A 15,127-nucleotide genomic window follows, 5' to 3' on the forward strand; every position below is an offset into this window, starting at 1 on the left:
CACAAGGAAGACCAAGAATGTCCAAAGCACTCCCCACTCGCGCACTGGCCACGACGCTTCTGGCCCTGGTAAGCGTCGCCGCCCAGGCACAAGCACAGAACGACCATGCAGCGCACGGCCAGGCCGACGCTCAAACGGCCGCGCCATCCACTCAGACCGTGGCTCCTGCCGCCGACCCGCACGCGGGTCACGCGACGTCGGCGAGCGGCTCGACCGCGGCCCCGGCCATGGATCACGGCAACATGCAGATGCAGGGCGGGTCGGCGCCTCCTGACGCCCGCGATCCGCATGGCTACTCCAATGGCCTGACATTGGGATCGGGCGACTACGCCGTACCCGGTGTGCCGCGGCTGATGCTGGCCGACGAACACAGGTTCTTTTCGTTGCGCGGCGAAACTCTGGAACGCCGCTTCACGCGCAAAGGAGACGACTCCACGGCCTACGACCTCCAGGCGTGGTATGGGACGACCTACAACAAGGCCGTCGTGAAGGCCGAAGGCGATATCGCCAAAGGAAAGCTCGAAGAATCGCGTACCGAGCTTCTCTGGGGGCACGCCGTCGCACCGTACTGGGACACCCAGCTCGGCGTTCGGGTGGATAACGGGGAAGGCCCGAGCCGTCAATGGTTGGCTTTCGGCATCCAGGGCCTCGCCCCCTACTGGTTCGAGCTGGAGGCGACGGGCTACGTGGGAAGTGGTGGACGTACGGCGCTGCGTGTCGAAGGCAGCTACGAGCTGCTGCTGACCCAGCGACTGATTCTGGAGCCTCGCGCCGAGTTGCAGTTTTATGGCAAGGACGACCCGGAACGCGGTATCGGCAAGGGCCTGGCCGAAGCGTCTGCTGGCTTGCGCCTGCGCTATGAATTCAGTCGCCAGTTCGCCCCCTATATCGGCGTGGAACGGGCGGGCAGCTTCGGACGCACCGCGGACTATGTGCGTGCCGAAGGCGGCCGTGCGCAGCAGACGCGCTGGGTGGCTGGCGTGCGATTCTGGTTCTAGAACCTAGCGGGTTTGATCATCTGATGAGAGGCGATCCATGAACATGCACCACGACAGAAGCCAGGGCAAAGTGCCGAGACGCCAGGCATTGATCGCTGGCTTGTTGGTGATGGCACTCGCAGGACCGAGCCTGGCGCAGAGCCGACCGATTGCCAAGGTCTGGAAGGACCCGAGCTGCGGATGCTGCAAGGACTGGGTCTCACACCTGCAAGGCGCAGGCTTCGATGTGCAGGTTCTCGACACCGGGAACACCGCAGCGCGCACGCGGCTGGGCATCCCGCAGAAGTACGGTTCTTGCCACACGGCGCAGATCGGCGGCTATGCCATCGAGGGTCATGTGCCTGCCTCGGACATTCAACGCTTGCTGCGCGAAGCCCCGCAGGCCATCGGCCTCGCGGCGCCCGGCATGCCGGTCGGTTCGCCCGGCATGGATGGTCCGGCCTATGGTGGACGCAAGGACGCCTACGACGTGCTGCTGATTGGGAAAAACGGTAGCAGCACGGTCTATCAGTCGCATCGCTGACCATCCATCAACCCTTCTCCGTGGAGATATGCCATGCAGCATCAGCACACACAGACCCCCAGCGATCGCCCCCGGTTCTGGCGATCGCGCTACGGCGTGGCGTTCCTCATCATCGCCGCTGTCGCCGCGTATTTCCTGCTCAAGGAGCACACGGCACATGTTGCCGGCTATCTCCCCTTCCTGCTGCTGGCGGCTTGTCCGCTGATGCACCTGTTCATGCACCGTGGTCACGGCCACGGCGGACACGATCATGCCGCGCGTCAGGGTAAGGAAGGTGCCGCAGCCTCCAAGGAGCAGAAGCAATGAGTCGAGGCACTCGCACCGTGCGAGCACGCGACGCCGCGCTTGTCTCCTTGCGCGCCTGCGGCCTGCTGCGATCACCAGACACCAAAGGTTAACGGCGGAGGGCACTTGTCACTATGAATTCACCCAGCAAGTCTTCAGGACATGAGCACGCAGGCATGGCGGCGGGTGCCACAACGTCCGGCCCGCATACGCACCACCATCACGCCAGCCATGCTGGAAGTGACGACGCGGGCGGGTCCTCAAGCCACACGCAGCCCGATGCCGCGACGCGAGATCCGGTGTGTGGCATGGCGGTCACGGCGGCGTCGGAGCACCGTTCCACGCACTTGGGGAACACGTACTTGTTTTGCAGCACCGGATGCAAGGCCAAATTCGACGCCGATCCGGCGCGATATGCCAGCGGTGACGCGGGCATAGGCACAGGCAGCGGCCATGCACCGCATCACCATGCCAGCACCGCAGTTTCACCGGCCCCGGCGGCATCGCCAACCGCACCCGGAACCATCTACACCTGCCCGATGCACCCGGAGATCCGCCAGGATCATCCGGGAACCTGCCCCAAGTGCGGGATGACGCTGGAGCCTCTGCTGCCCGACCTCGATGACGACAACCCGGAGTTGCGTGACTTCTCGCGTCGCTTCTGGTGGACCTTGCCGCTGACGCTCGTGGTCTTGGCGCTGGCGATGCTGGGCGAGCGGCTGCACCTGATGGACATGGCTACACAGAGCTGGGTCGAGTTGGTGCTGTCGTTGCCGATCGTGCTGTGGGCCGGCTGGCCCTTCTTCTCCCGCGGCTGGCTGTCCGTGGTCAACCGCAGCCCGAACATGTGGACACTGATCGGCCTGGGAACGGGTGCGGCATTCATCTACAGCGTTGTGGCAACCGTTGCGCCGGAAGTGTTTCCAGCTTCCTTCATGTCCATGGGACGGGTCGGCGTGTATTTCGAGGCCGCCGCCGTCATCATCTCGCTGACACTGCTCGGCCAGGTGCTGGAACTCAAGGCCCGCTCCCAGACTTCGGCAGCCATCAAGTCGCTGCTGGGGCTGGCACCCAAGACGGCGCGGCGCATCAATGCGGACGGCAGCGAGGAAGACGTGCCACTCAGCCATGTGCACGTCGGCGACCTGCTGCGCATCCGACCCGGCGAGAAGGTGCCGGTGGATGGCATCGTGCACGAGGGCAGCAGCTCGATTGACGAATCCATGCTGACCGGCGAACCGCTGCCCGTCAGCAAGCGCGTGGGCGACAAGGTCATCGGGGCCACACTCAACACCAGCGGCGCGCTGATCATGCGTTCGGAGCGGATCGGCTCGGACACCGTTCTATCGCAGATCGTCCAGATGGTCGCCCAGGCGCAGCGTTCCAAGGCACCGATGCAACGCATGGCCGATGTCGTTGCCGGCTACTTCGTGATGGCCGTCGTCGCCATTGCGGTAACGACGCTCCTTGTATGGGGATTCTTCGGGCCACAGCCCACCTGGGTCTATGGACTGATCAATGCGGTGGCCGTCCTGATCATCGCCTGCCCGTGCGCGCTGGGTCTGGCCACGCCGATGTCGATCATGGTCGCAACGGGCCGTGGCGCCACGCAGGGCGTGCTGTTCCGCGATGCCGCGGCGATCGAGAATCTTCGCAAGGTCGATACCCTCGTCATCGACAAGACAGGAACCCTGACCGAAGGCCGACCTGCTTTCGATCAGGTCGTCGCAGCCCCCGGCTTTACGAACGATGAGGTGCTGCGTCTTGCGGCCAGCCTGGACCAGGGCAGTGAACACCCCCTGGCCGACGCCATCGTGCAGGCCGCGCGTGCCCAGGGCCTCCAACTCGTGAAGCCTCAGAGCTTTGAATCGGGAACCGGCATCGGCGTGCGCGGAAAGGTTGAGCACCGGCAACTGGCGTTGGGCAACACAGTGCTGATGGAACAGTCTGGCGTATCGGTGGAACCGCTCGTACCCCAGGCCGAAGCTCTGCGCGGCGAAGGGGCCAGCGTCATGTACCTGGCGGTGGACGGGCAGCTCGCGGGCTTGCTCGCCGTGTCCGATCCGGTCAAGGGCAGCACCCCCGAGGCCCTGGCCGCGTTGAAGGCTGCGGGCCTGCGGGTCATCATGGCCACCGGGGACGGGCAGACCACCGCCAAAGCCGTCGGTGCACGCCTAGGCATCGACGAGGTGCATGGTGAGGTCAAGCCGGCGGACAAGCTCATGTTGATCGAGCGACTGCAGAAAGAAGGACGCATCGTCGCCATGGCCGGAGACGGCATCAACGACGCGCCGGCCTTGGCGAAGGCAGACGTGGGCATCGCCATGGGAACGGGAACCGACGTGGCGATGAACAGCGCCCAGGTCACGCTGGTCAAGGGTGACCTGCGTGGCATCGCTGTCGCTCGCACGCTCTCGGTGAGTACCGTGCGCAACATGAAGCAGAACCTCATGTTCGCCTTCCTCTACAACGCGCTGGGCATCCCCATCGCCGCCGGGGTTCTCTATCCCCTCACGGGCTGGCTGCTGTCGCCGCTGATCGCAGCATTGGCGATGAGCCTGAGTTCGGCGTCGGTCGTTGGCAACGCCTTGCGCCTGAGAGCGAGCCGACTGTGACCGGATTTTCTTTCTGAACCTACAGGAGCCTGCTATCGCCCAGCAAACCGTTTCTTTCGTTCCACGCCGTTGCAAAGGTGCGAGCCTTATCTCGGCATTTCGTTCTTAAACCACACCTCACACATCCAGGTAGAAACTTCTATGACCCGTTCACATTTCATCGCCAAGCTCGTCGCGCCGATCGCTGCTGGTCTGTTCGCCACCGCCGCATTCGCGCATCCTTCGCTGGTGTCTTCAACGCCGGCCGACAAGTCGCAGGTTTCTGCGCCAGCCACCATCGAACTGAAGTTCTCCGAGACGCTGGTGCCGCAGTTCTCCGCCGCGAGCCTTGTCATGACTGGCATGCCGGGAATGGCGAGCCATGGCCCGATGAAGATCAACGCCAGCGTCGCGGCTGCCGGCGACGGCAAGACCATGGTCATCACGCCGGCACAGGCGCTCCAGCCCGGTGACTATCGCGTCGAATGGCGTGCCGTCTCCTCGGACACGCATCCGATCACGGGTAACGTCACCTTCATGGTGAAGTAAGCCCATGGCCGGGGATTGGTTGACCATCGTCCTGCGCCTGGCGCTGTATCTGGACCTGGCGGCGGCGTTTGGCGTCGCCATGTTCGGTCTCTATGCTTTGGGCAACGACGAGCGATCCTCGACGATCTCGCGCCGCTATCGCGTCCTCATTGGCGCATCCGCTGCCATCGGCATTGCCCTGTCGATGTGGGGCATGACGGTCATGGCCAAGGCCATGTCCGGTGCCCAGAGCTACGCGGAGCTGTCAACGCACGTCTTCGACATGCTCATTACGGGCACGCACATGGGCATCGCCTGGTGCATTCGCATCCTCGCGCTGTTGGTGTGTGTGCTCGTCGCAATGTTGAAATTGAACGCTACCTTGCGATTTGCAGTGATGGCGCTCTCCACCGGCGTGGCGCTGGCGACCCTTGCGTGGGCAGGCCACGGCGCGATGGACGACGGCGTTCGCGGCTACATCCATCTTGCGTCGGATATCACGCACCTCTGGGCAGCGGGCGCTTGGGTGGGCGCATTGGTGGCGTTCTTGATGCTGGCATCCCACAAGCAGGATGTCGCGCAAGACCCGGTAGCGGTCCTCAGTCGGACGTCGAATGGCTTTGCTCGCATAGGTACAGCGATCGTGGCTGCACTCGTCGTGAGTGGAATTCTCAATTACCTGTCGATCGCCGGACCATCGTTTGATCCGCTCATCTCGACGCTGTATGGCCGGCTGCTGATGGTAAAGCTCTTGCTTTTCGCAGGCATGCTGGCGTTGGCTGCTGCCAATCGGTATCGGTTGAGCCCGAGCCTGGAGGCTGCTTTGAAGGCAGGCAATCGCGCACAGGCAGTCATCAAGCTTAGACAGAGTCTGTTCACGGAGGCGACCTTGGCCGTTTTGGTTCTGGCGAGCGTTGCATGGCTTGGCATCTTGTCTCCCACTGGAACCTAGTCCTTCATGGGCGGCAGATGACAGCACATGAATTGAATGTAATGCACGGGTAAGCGCTCTGTAGACCGCCTGCTTCTACATTTAACGACGCGGCGCAAGTTGTCGTCGTTTTTACAAAGGAGTCGATCATGAAATCGCAAATTGTCATTGCCGCCCTGTTGAGCGCTCTCTCCGTGCCAGCCTTCGCCGGTCATGCAGCAGCCCAAGCAGCCAAGGAAATGGTTCCCTTGGCTGACGGGGGAACGCTGTACATCTTCAAGGACGGAAAGATGGCACAGGAAAGCCGCTTCGGGCGCGCCGTCTATCTCAATGTCGGAGCTTCGGTGTCGACGAAGGATGGGCGCAACATCGCGATCACCAGCAATGAAGTCGCTCGCCTCGGGTCGCTGCTACAAAAAGAGCACGGCGGATGACGCCGCGGGTGTGCGGTGCTTTTCAAAGCTTCTGCACAGTGTGACAGAGACGCGCGCCCCGATTGGGCGCGCGCGCGCTTGGGACGCGTCACGAGCAACCACGAGCGCTCAAGGTGCCAGTTTTTGCGATGTCAAGCGCATCAACTTCCCTGAAATGGATCCAGCCTCCCCGTCCACCGTGATTCGTCCACGGGACATCTGGCGCGAATGAGAACTTGCGAGGAGCCCGATTTATGGAGTTGCGTCATCTACGATGCTTTGTCGTCTTGGCAGAGGAGTTGCATTTCACGCGGGCGGCCGAGAGGCTGCATATAGAGCAACCCCCCTTGTCTCGCGCGATCAAGGAATTGGAAGATGAGCTTGGGGTCACGCTGTTTGACCGCGACCGCAGGGGCACACGGCTGACCGTGGCGGGGGCGGCATTCTTGCAGGACACCCGCCGACTCTTCACTGTCCTGGAGCAAGCGCGTGAGAATGCCAGAGCCATTGCCGCGGGCCTGAGGGGCAGCCTGCGCATTGCAATTTCCGATGGTGCGATGGACCCACGACTATCGGCGTTCCTAGCTCGTTGCCGCGCGGAAGAGCCCGAGGTCGAGATACGTCTCTCCGAGGTACCGCTGACCGAGCAGATACGGGGCCTACGGTCTGGCGACTTCACGATCGGATTTGCACACGCGGCGGATGTTGGCGAAGGCATCGTGGCTGAACCGATCTGGCGAGATCCGATTGTGATCGCCGTGCCAGCGCGGCACTCGCTTCTTGCGCACAAGCAAGTTCCGCTGAACGAACTTCAGGGTCACCCACTGGTTCTGTGCGACAAACTGGCCTGCGAAGGCTACTGCCGAGAACTAAATCGGCTGCTACAGGTTCTGGAACACAGACTCAACGTTGTCGAAGAAGTGTCGTCGCTGGACATGATGCTAACGCTCGTCGGCGCAGGCTATGGGATTGGTTTCATGACGGCGACCAAGATTCCCATCAGCCAGAGGCCGGACGTGGTGATTCGCCCTCTGGCGCAGGACACGGCGGTAATCACAACCTATCTGCTTCGGCCAGAAAGCAGCAACTCATCGGTTTCGCTGGATCGCTTCATCGAACGTCTGCGAGGACCTCCGGATGACTAAAGCGTCAATGCCTATCTGAATCGTGCGCCGCGGCACGAAGATTGCGTTCGGCTGCGCTGACGAGTTCCGCAGCACTGAGCTTGAGTCCGGCGGCGATTCTTAAGATCAGAGCGAGAGTGGGCATGTGCTCCCCACGCTCTATTTTGCCCATGTGCGATCGCTCGATCCCTGCTTTCGCAGCCAGTTCTTCCTGAGCAACACCTTGCGTCAGGCGGGCGACACGAACGGCCGCTCCGAATGCCAACGCTGGCTCGGCGTCGAAAGTGGTAGTTCCTGGGGGACGGCCTCGTCGGACAGTTCGCTTCTCCATCCTTGGAAGCGTCGAACAGTCCAAACAATTTAACCACGTTAAGTTTAACTCAAACTAGCTATCATGAAGACTTTCCATCCTTGTCTTATCGCTTCTTGGGGCCTCTCATGCACGACGCCACCAGCCCACGCCCACAGCTCAGGCTCGCCATAGCGCCTGGTGTGGCCTCTTCGTACCTAGCTGCATTGCTTGCCCTGCAGCGCGCGGAGGAGCCCGAAGTTTCTATGGAATTTAATGAGGTTACGGCGAGCGATCTCATTACGGGCCTCTACAAACGGCGCTTCGACGTCGGCCTTTCTCTGAAGCAGGTGAGCGATTCTTCGCTGAAGAGTCTTTCTATTTGGTTCGAGGCGACAGCTCTTGCCACGCCGCTGCGATACCCACTGCTCCGGCAGCAGTCAATCAGAATAGACGAACTTAAGGAGCACTCCGTGTTTCGATGGAAGGCCGAATATTCTCCTTCGCTGGACCAGTACCTGTCCTCCATGTCATCAACGGAAAGGCCGAATGTCCAGCATGTCAGTTCTTTTGAGATGTTATTGCTCTGGGTCGCAGCTGGATATGGCGTAGGGATTTCCTCGCGATCACGCATCGAAACCGCTAGCCAGTGCGGAATCTGCACGCGCCCAATAGCCGATGGCCCCTACGAGGTCATTACGCACCTGCAGCGACTCTCGGGACAGACGAATCTTGTAGCTGATCGATTTGAGCTTAGAGCCTTGCGAGTTGCCGAGGCGCGTAAAGCATGACAACCACGTGCGGTGCCCGCCCTTGCCGGTGGATTTGCAGCGGGTGCCGGTTCGGGCCAAGGCGCCGTCCAGACGCATCAATTCATCCTGGAAACTGACCTTGATCAATTCAACTCCCTACAACTTCCAATAGTATGTCCGCATGATCGGCTTAAGGCGCCTTCTCGCAAGATGGAGCCGCTGGATTACCAGCGGCCTAGTCGTAACCTTGCTTTTCTCGCAGGTTGCGATGGCGATGTACGTCTGTCCCAAGCCAGACCCGAGGGCATCTGTGGAAACCACGCAAATGCGTGCCACGATCTCGATGCAGCAGGCTGACAAGTTGCCAATGTCGGATTGCACCGGCATGCCTGATTCCATGGACAGCGAAGCGCCACAGTTGTGCCACGCTCATTGCAGTGGCGATCGGGAGTCGGCGCTTTCATGGCAGGGGCTGGACATTCAGTTTCTCGCGGCGCACGTGATGTGGCTCGCCAACTCGCTGCCCGGGTTGGTTCTCGACCGGGTAGCCCTCAGGCGGCACGTTACCTACATTCCTCCCAATCCCCGCGCGGGCTTTCCGCCGATCTACCTCACGTTCCAAGTCCTGCGGAATTGATTTATGTGTCCGTGCTCGCCGCGCACCGATGCGGCAGACCACGTGATTTCGTGAATACCAATTCCGAGGACAACCATGTTTACTCCCTTTTTTGGCGCCCCCGAGGGGCGCCCGTCGGCGTACGGCCGAGGCACAACGCCGGCCTCGATGCGAGTGCATCGTCTGAAAGCTATCAGCATCGCGTTGGCGGGCAGTGCGCTTGTCTCGCCTGTAGCCTACGCCCTCGATTTTGCTGAGGCACGCCTTATCGCGGAGCAGCAGAGCCCACGCATAAGCGCGCAGCAGTTGCAGGTTAACGTCGCCGAATCCGTGCAGAAGGCAGCAGGCTCGCTGCCCGACCCCAAGCTCTCGCTCGGCATCGAAAACTACCCCATCAGCGGCATGGATCGCTGGAGCATGACGCGCGAATCCATGACGATGCAGCGCTTGGCGCTCATGCAGGAAGTGCCCAACAGGGCCAAGCGCGACGCCCAGGTCGCCAGCGCGCAGGCGCGTGTGGATCGAGAACGCGCGGCGCTGGTTTTGCAGCGATTGCAGATCCGCCAGGAGCTCAGCCTGGCGTGGATCGCCGCGCAGGCGGTGGAGCAACGGGAGATACTGCTGACGGAACTGCTCGCGGAGAACCAGCGCCTGCAAGACAGTCTCCCCGCTCGCGTCGCCGGCGGCACCGCCCAGGCTGGCGATCTGTTGGTCGCGCAACAGGAGGCGCTGACACTCACGGACCGCCGTGACGATCTACAGCGGGACCGGGCCAAGGCCAGGGCCGCGTTGCGGCGCTGGGTGGGCTCCAGGGCCGACGAAGCACTGCAAGGCGATCCAGGCCCGCTCACTCGCCCCGTCGCGCAACTGCGCACAGAACTGGCGAATCACGCGGAGCTTGAACTCTATCCGGCGATGCAAAGCATGGCCCGGGCCGAGTCCCGCGAAGCCCAATCAGAGACCCGCGGCGATTGGGCCTGGGAGATAGCCTATAGCCGGCGTGATCGCCGATGGGGCGACATGGTGTCATTTCAGGTGACATTCGATCTGCCTTGGCAGAAGGATCGACGCCAAGTGCCCATGATCGAGGCAAAACGGCACGAGTTGGAACGTCTGGACGCCGAACGCGAAGACGTGGCGCGGCGGCATTTGCAGGAGCTGGACGACAGCGCCGCCGAACTCCAAGCGTTGAACAGCCAGATCGACCGCCTGCAGACCGCCGGCTTGCAACTGGTACGGAACCGAGCGGCACTTGCATTGAGCAACTACCGATCCGCCAAGGGGGACCTGAGCGCTGTGCTCAGTGCACGCGCCCAGGTGCTGGAGACGCGCATGCGTCTGATCGACCTTGGAGCGCAGCGCGACAGCCTCGTCGCCCGACTGAACAGCCTGATCGCGGACTGAGTGGAGACCCTCGCCATGAATACCTCTTCGAGAAACATCCTTGCCGGCTTGACGCTGGTTGCTGCCGGTATTGCCGTTGGATGGGGCGTCGCCCAATGGCGCGCCGGCCACCTCAGCGGCTCCCCCGCTGCCAACGTCACCGTTGCAAGCGCTCCGACCGAGCGCAAGGTGCTGTATTGGTACGACCCGATGGTGCCGACCCAGAAGTTCGACAAGCCCGGCAAGTCGCCCTACATGGACATGCCGTTGATGCCGAAGTACGCGGATGAAGACACGCAAGACAGCACGGGCCTCAGCGTGTCGGCGCAAGCGGTGCAAGCCCTAGGGCTGCGTACAGCCGAAGTCCTGCAAGGCAAGATCGGCGCAGATGTGAACGTCGTGGGCACCGTGCTGCTCAACGACCGCGACGTCAGCATCGTGCAGGCGCGGACCGCTGGCTTCGTCGAGCGTGTCTACGCACGGGCTGCGGGCGACGTGATCGCAGCAGGGGCACCGCTGGCTGACCTATTGCTGCCGGAGTGGATCGCCGCACAGCGCGAGTTTCTCTCGGTTCGCGCGATGGGCGACGCACCGTTGACCGCAGCTGCCCGCCAACGGCTGCTGCTGCTCGGCATGCCGCAAGCCCTGATCGCCCAGGTGGAGCGCACAGGCGAGCCCAAGGGGCTGTACACGGTCACAACACCTCAAGGCGGCTTGGTGGCCGAACTGATGGTGCGCCAGGGCATGACGGTTTCCGCCGGGGAAAGCCTGGCCAGGGTGAATGGCTTGGCCTCGGTGTGGATCGAAGCGGCCGTCCCCGAAGCACAAAGCGGACCATTGCAGGTCGGCCAAACGGCGCAGGTCCGGCTGGCGGCGTTTCCCGGTGAAGTGCTCCAGGCGCGCATCGTGAGCATCCTGCCCGAAGCCAACCGCGACACCCGTACGGTGCGAGTGCGGCTTGAAATGGCCAATCCCGGCCAGCGCCTGAAGGCCGGCATGTCCGGCCAGATCGCGCTCAAAGGCAACGAACAGCCCGCGCTGCTTGTTCCCAGCGAAGCGGTCATCCGCACCGGCAAGCGCGCACTGGCCTATGTGGTCGATGGACCCGGCAAGTTCCATCCCGTGGAGGTCCAGGTGGGCGCGGAGGTAGGCGATCAACTGGTGGTCAACGGCGGGCTCGCGGCGGGACAGCAGGTGGTGGCCTCGGCGCAGTTCCTGATCGATTCGGAAGCCAGCCTGCGGGGCGTGCTGCCTGCAGGTGCCGCGGCGTCCGCGCCTGCATCGCCGCACAACGGGCACGGCACCTCGTCGCCACCGGCCGCGGCCACCAACGCTTTCGTGGTGCGCGGCGTGATCGAGGAGATGTCGCCCACCGAGCTGACGCTGGCGCACGAGGCCGTGCCAGCCCTCCAATGGCCGGCCATGACCATGGGCTTCAAGCTGAGCAGCCCGCAGCTCGCCGCGGGTCTTTCGGTTCGGCAGCAGGTGCGATTCACCTTCTCCAAGCAAGGTGAGGGCTACGTGATCACCGCCATCGAAAAGGTGCAGCCATGATCGCCAAGCTGATTCGATGGTCGGTGGCCAATCGCTTCCTGGTGCTGCTGGCCACCGCCATGCTCACGGCATGGGGCGTGTGGGGCGTTCGCAGCACGCCCGTGGATGCGCTGCCGGACTTGTCAGACGTGCAGGTCATCATTCGCACCAACTACCCAGGACAGGCGCCGCAGATCGTCGAGAACCAGGTCACCTACCCGTTGGCCACCACCATGCTGTCGGTGCCAGGGGCCAAGACCGTGCGCGGCTTCTCGTTCTTTGGCGACTCGTTCGTCTATGTCTTGTTCGAGGACGGAACCGACCTGTACTGGGCCCGCTCACGGGTACTGGAATACCTGAACCAGGTCCAGGGCCGATTGCCCGCCACGGCGAAGCCGGCCCTGGGTCCGGACGCCACAGGCGTCGGCTGGATCTTCCAGTACGCGCTCGTGGATCGCACGGGCAAGAACGATCTGGCGCAACTGCGTGCGTTGCAGGACTGGTTCCTGAAGTTCGAACTCAAGAGCCTGCCCAACGTGGCCGAGGTGGCATCGGTGGGGGGCATGGTCAAGCAGTACCAGGTCGTGCTCGACCCGATCAAGTTGGCGTCCTATGGCCTCAGTCAGGCTCAAGTCCGCGATGCCCTGATGGCGGCCAACCAGGAGACCGGCGGCTCCGTCCTGGAATTGTCAGGCGCGGAGTACATGGTCCGCGCGAGCGGCTACCTCAAGACCCTGGACGAGTTCCGGGAGATCCCCTTGACGGCACGCGGCGGTGTGCCGGTGCGGCTGGGGGATGTTGCGACGCTCCAGATAGGCCCGGAGATGCGGCGTGGCATTGCCGAACTCGACGGAGAAGGCGAGGTCGCCGGCGGCGTGGTGGTGCTGCGCTCCGGCAAGAATGCCCAGGAGACGATCGCTGCCGTCAAGGCCAAGCTCGCGGAGCTGCAGGGCAGCCTGCCGCCGGGCGTCGAGATCGTCACCACCTACGACCGCAGCGCGCTGATCGAGCGGGCCATTCGCAATCTCACGACCAAGCTAGGCGAAGAGTTTCTGGTGGTGGCGCTGATCTGCGCACTGTTCCTTTGGCATCTTCGTTCTGCGCTGGTGGCCATCATCTCGCTACCTCTGGGCGTGATGACGGCGTTCTTGGTCATGCGCTACCAGGGCATCAACGCCAACATCATGTCGCTGGGGGGGATTGCCATCGCCGTGGGGGCGATGGTGGATGCAGCGGTGGTGATGATCGAGAACGCCCACAAGAAGCTGGAGGCTTGGCAGCACGCGCACCCAGATCAACGGCTGCAGGGCAAGGAACGGTGGGACGTGATCACACAGGCCGCGGAGGAAGTCGGTCCTGCGCTCTTCTTCTCGCTGCTCATCATCACGCTCTCGTTCATCCCGGTCTTCACCCTAGAAGCGCAGGAAGGCCGGCTGTTCGGCCCGCTGGCGTTCACCAAGACCTACGCGATGGCCGCGGCCGCAGGGCTGTCAGTGACGCTGATTCCCGTACTCATGGGCTACTGGATTCGCGGGCGTATCCCGGATGAGCAGAAGAACCCCATCACCCGCATCCTGATTGCAGCCTACCGGCCAGCACTGGAGTGGGTACTGCGCCGGCCCAAGGCGACGCTGCTGATCGCCGTGCTGGCCTTGGCGACCACGGCCTGGCCCTTGGCGCGGCTCGGCGGTGAGTTTCTGCCGAGGTTGGACGAAGGGGACCTGCTCTACATGCCCTCGGCCCTGCCGGGACTCTCGGCGCAGCGCGCCACGGAGTTGCTGCAGCTGAGCAACCGCATGATCAAGACCGTACCTGAAGTGGACAAGGTGTTCGGCAAGGCAGGACGGGCCGAAACTGCGACCGATCCGGCGCCCCTGGAGATGTTCGAGACCACGGTTAAGCTCAAGCCCAGGGAACAATGGCGACCAGGCATGACGCCCGAGAAGCTCGTGGAAGAGCTGGATCGTGCCGTGAAGATCCCGGGCCTGTCCAATATCTGGATTCCCCCTATCCGCAATCGCATCGATATGCTGGCTACCGGCATCAAGAGCCCGATCGGGGTGAAGGTGACCGGCAACGACCTGGGCGTGATCGATCGCATCGCTGCAGAGGTCGAGCAGGTCGCCAAGGGCATTCCCGGCGTGACGTCGTCACTCGCGGAGCGCTTGACGGGCGGGCGCTACGTGGATGTTCAGATCGACCGCGTAGCCGCCGGTCGCTACGGCCTGAACATCGCCGATGTCCAGGCGGTCATCGCCGGCGCGGTGGGTGGCGAAAACGTCTCGGAAACGGTCGAGGGGCTTGCCCGCTTTCCGATCAATCTGCGCTACGCGCGAGAATGGCGTGATTCACCACAACGGCTGGCAGAACTACCCATCTTCACGCCGATGGGTCAGCAGATCACGTTGGGGACCGTGGCACGCATCGCGATCACCGATGGACCGCCCATGCTCAAGAGCGAGAACGCACGGCCCTCCGGTTGGGTCTATGTCGATGTGCGCGGCCGTGATCTAGCCTCGGTGGCCAACGAACTGCGCGATGCCATCGGGCAGCAGGTCAAGCTGGAGCCGGGTGTGAGCATCACCTACTCCGGGCAGTTCGAATACATGGAGCGGGCCAATGCACGCCTGAAGGTTGTGGTGCCTGCCACCCTGTTGATCATCTTCGTTCTGTTGTACCTGACCTTCGCGCGTGTGGACGAAGCGGGCTTGATCATGGCGACCTTGCCCTTCGCGCTCACGGGGGGCATCTGGTTCCTGTACCTGCTGAATTACAACCTGTCCATCGCCACCGGCGTGGGATTCATTGCGCTGGCAGGTGTGGCGGCGGAGTTCGGCGTGGTGATGCTCATCTATTTGAAGCAGGCCTTGGCGGAACGTTGCCCCGATGGGCGCAACCCAACGCGAGAAGAACTGCTAGATGCGATCCGGGAAGGGGCGGTGCTGCGCGTGCGCCCAAAAGCGATGACCGTTGCGGTCATCCTGGCGGGCCTGGTACCCATTGTTTGGAGCAGCGGCACGGGCTCTGAAGTCATGAGCCGCATAGCAGCTCCGATGCTCGGCGGGATGGTGACCGCACCGTTGCTGTCGCTGTTCGTGATTCCGGCTGCCTATCTGCTGATGCGTAAGCCGCGCTAACGTTGCAACGCGGCAGGGTGT

14 protein-coding genes are annotated in these 15,127 nt (G+C 62.9%); 13 read left to right on the plus strand and 1 reads right to left on the minus strand.

The features are described from left to right. Positions 1 to 17: 17 nt before the first annotated feature. The 8 genes from U6958_RS23920 to U6958_RS23955 all read left to right on the plus strand — a co-directional run bounded on the left by U6958_RS23920 (position 18) and on the right by U6958_RS23955 (position 7,417). Entirely contained in the window at positions 18 to 998 is a 981-nt protein-coding gene (locus U6958_RS23920) for a copper resistance protein B (protein WP_005408883.1), read from the plus strand. Between the two features lie 37 nt (positions 999 to 1,035). After that, a complete protein-coding gene (locus U6958_RS23925) occupies positions 1,036 to 1,521 on the plus strand; it encodes a DUF411 domain-containing protein (protein ID WP_023098517.1) in 486 nt (161 codons plus the stop codon). 33 nt (positions 1,522 to 1,554) lie between these two features. Continuing rightward, complete coding sequence (locus U6958_RS23930; RefSeq protein ID WP_003097518.1) at positions 1,555 to 1,827, plus strand: DUF2933 domain-containing protein; 273 nt, start codon at positions 1,555 to 1,557, stop codon at positions 1,825 to 1,827. Between the two features lie 287 nt (positions 1,828 to 2,114). After that, positions 2,115 to 4,421: a heavy metal translocating P-type ATPase gene (locus U6958_RS23935; protein ID WP_228846310.1), complete on the plus strand. Its 2,307-nt coding sequence runs from the start codon at positions 2,115 to 2,117 to the stop codon at positions 4,419 to 4,421. A 141-nt stretch (positions 4,422 to 4,562) separates the two neighbouring features. After that, positions 4,563 to 4,949 carry a copper homeostasis periplasmic binding protein CopC gene (copC, locus tag U6958_RS23940; RefSeq protein ID WP_023098516.1) on the plus strand — a complete coding sequence of 129 codons (387 nt, stop codon included), beginning with the start codon at positions 4,563 to 4,565 and terminating at the stop codon, positions 4,947 to 4,949. A 4-nt stretch (positions 4,950 to 4,953) separates the two neighbouring features. Continuing rightward, the gene (copD, locus tag U6958_RS23945) at positions 4,954 to 5,880 is read left to right on the plus strand and encodes a copper homeostasis membrane protein CopD (RefSeq protein ID WP_023098515.1); all 927 of its coding nucleotides are present in this window, start codon (positions 4,954 to 4,956) and stop codon (positions 5,878 to 5,880) included. 128 nt (positions 5,881 to 6,008) lie between these two features. Continuing rightward, positions 6,009 to 6,293, plus strand: a complete 285-nt coding sequence (locus U6958_RS23950) for a CopK family periplasmic copper-binding protein (protein ID WP_003090336.1) — start codon at positions 6,009 to 6,011, stop codon at positions 6,291 to 6,293. A gap of 233 nt (positions 6,294 to 6,526) precedes the next feature. After that, positions 6,527 to 7,417, plus strand: a complete 891-nt coding sequence (locus U6958_RS23955; RefSeq protein ID WP_003097524.1) for a LysR family transcriptional regulator — start codon at positions 6,527 to 6,529, stop codon at positions 7,415 to 7,417. A gap of 4 nt (positions 7,418 to 7,421) precedes the next feature. On the opposite strand, the gene U6958_RS23960 is transcribed toward U6958_RS23955, so the two are convergent. Next, positions 7,422 to 7,727 (minus strand): helix-turn-helix domain-containing protein, encoded by a 306-nt coding sequence (locus U6958_RS23960; protein WP_003097526.1) that lies wholly within the window; start codon positions 7,725 to 7,727, stop codon positions 7,422 to 7,424. Positions 7,728 to 7,834: 107 nt separating this feature from the next. On the opposite strand from U6958_RS23960, the gene U6958_RS23965 reads away from it, so the two are divergent. The 5 genes from U6958_RS23965 (at position 7,835) to U6958_RS23985 (ending at position 15,106) form a co-directional block, all read left to right on the plus strand. Continuing rightward, positions 7,835 to 8,476, plus strand: coding sequence for a LysR substrate-binding domain-containing protein (locus U6958_RS23965; protein ID WP_023657317.1), 642 nt, complete (start codon positions 7,835 to 7,837; stop codon positions 8,474 to 8,476). A 286-nt stretch (positions 8,477 to 8,762) separates the two neighbouring features. Continuing rightward, complete coding sequence (locus tag U6958_RS23970; protein ID WP_006226245.1) at positions 8,763 to 9,074, plus strand: hypothetical protein; 312 nt, start codon at positions 8,763 to 8,765, stop codon at positions 9,072 to 9,074. A gap of 75 nt (positions 9,075 to 9,149) precedes the next feature. Next, a complete protein-coding gene (locus U6958_RS23975; RefSeq protein WP_010791747.1) occupies positions 9,150 to 10,457 on the plus strand; it encodes a TolC family protein in 1,308 nt (435 codons plus the stop codon). 15 nt (positions 10,458 to 10,472) lie between these two features. Next, on the plus strand, positions 10,473 to 11,990 hold the full coding sequence (locus U6958_RS23980) for an efflux RND transporter periplasmic adaptor subunit (protein ID WP_023098514.1): 1,518 nt from the start codon (positions 10,473 to 10,475) through the stop codon (positions 11,988 to 11,990). After that, positions 11,987 to 15,106: an efflux RND transporter permease subunit gene (locus U6958_RS23985; protein ID WP_023098513.1), complete on the plus strand. Its 3,120-nt coding sequence runs from the start codon at positions 11,987 to 11,989 to the stop codon at positions 15,104 to 15,106. The genes U6958_RS23980 and U6958_RS23985 overlap by 4 nt, the downstream gene beginning before the upstream one ends. The last annotated feature ends 21 nt before the right edge of the window (positions 15,107 to 15,127 follow it).

Origin of the sequence: Delftia lacustris, assembly GCF_040267515.1 — a bacterium.
GTDB lineage: Bacteria > Pseudomonadota > Gammaproteobacteria > Burkholderiales > Burkholderiaceae_C > Comamonas > Comamonas tsuruhatensis.

Bases quoted from the DNA above. Each gene is read 5' to 3' on its own strand.
- U6958_RS23925 (WP_023098517.1), top strand. From the start codon at position 1,036: ATGAACATGCACCACGACAGAAGCCAGGGCAAAGTGCCGAGACGCCAG.
- U6958_RS23970 (WP_006226245.1), top strand. From the start codon at position 8,763: ATGCGTGCCACGATCTCGATGCAGCAGGCTGACAAGTTGCCAATGTCG.
- U6958_RS23985 (WP_023098513.1), top strand. From the start codon at position 11,987: ATGATCGCCAAGCTGATTCGATGGTCGGTGGCCAATCGCTTCCTGGTG.
- U6958_RS23930 (WP_003097518.1), top strand. From the start codon at position 1,555: ATGCAGCATCAGCACACACAGACCCCCAGCGATCGCCCCCGGTTCTGG.
- U6958_RS23965 (WP_023657317.1), top strand. From the start codon at position 7,835: ATGCACGACGCCACCAGCCCACGCCCACAGCTCAGGCTCGCCATAGCG.
- U6958_RS23935 (WP_228846310.1), top strand. From the start codon at position 2,115: ATGGCGGTCACGGCGGCGTCGGAGCACCGTTCCACGCACTTGGGGAAC.
- copC (WP_023098516.1), top strand. From the start codon at position 4,563: ATGACCCGTTCACATTTCATCGCCAAGCTCGTCGCGCCGATCGCTGCT.
- U6958_RS23960 (WP_003097526.1), bottom strand. From the start codon at position 7,727: ATGGAGAAGCGAACTGTCCGACGAGGCCGTCCCCCAGGAACTACCACT.
- U6958_RS23955 (WP_003097524.1), top strand. From the start codon at position 6,527: ATGGAGTTGCGTCATCTACGATGCTTTGTCGTCTTGGCAGAGGAGTTG.
- U6958_RS23980 (WP_023098514.1), top strand. From the start codon at position 10,473: ATGAATACCTCTTCGAGAAACATCCTTGCCGGCTTGACGCTGGTTGCT.
- U6958_RS23950 (WP_003090336.1), top strand. From the start codon at position 6,009: ATGAAATCGCAAATTGTCATTGCCGCCCTGTTGAGCGCTCTCTCCGTG.
- U6958_RS23975 (WP_010791747.1), top strand. From the start codon at position 9,150: ATGTTTACTCCCTTTTTTGGCGCCCCCGAGGGGCGCCCGTCGGCGTAC.
- copD (WP_023098515.1), top strand. From the start codon at position 4,954: ATGGCCGGGGATTGGTTGACCATCGTCCTGCGCCTGGCGCTGTATCTG.
- U6958_RS23920 (WP_005408883.1), top strand. From the start codon at position 18: ATGTCCAAAGCACTCCCCACTCGCGCACTGGCCACGACGCTTCTGGCC.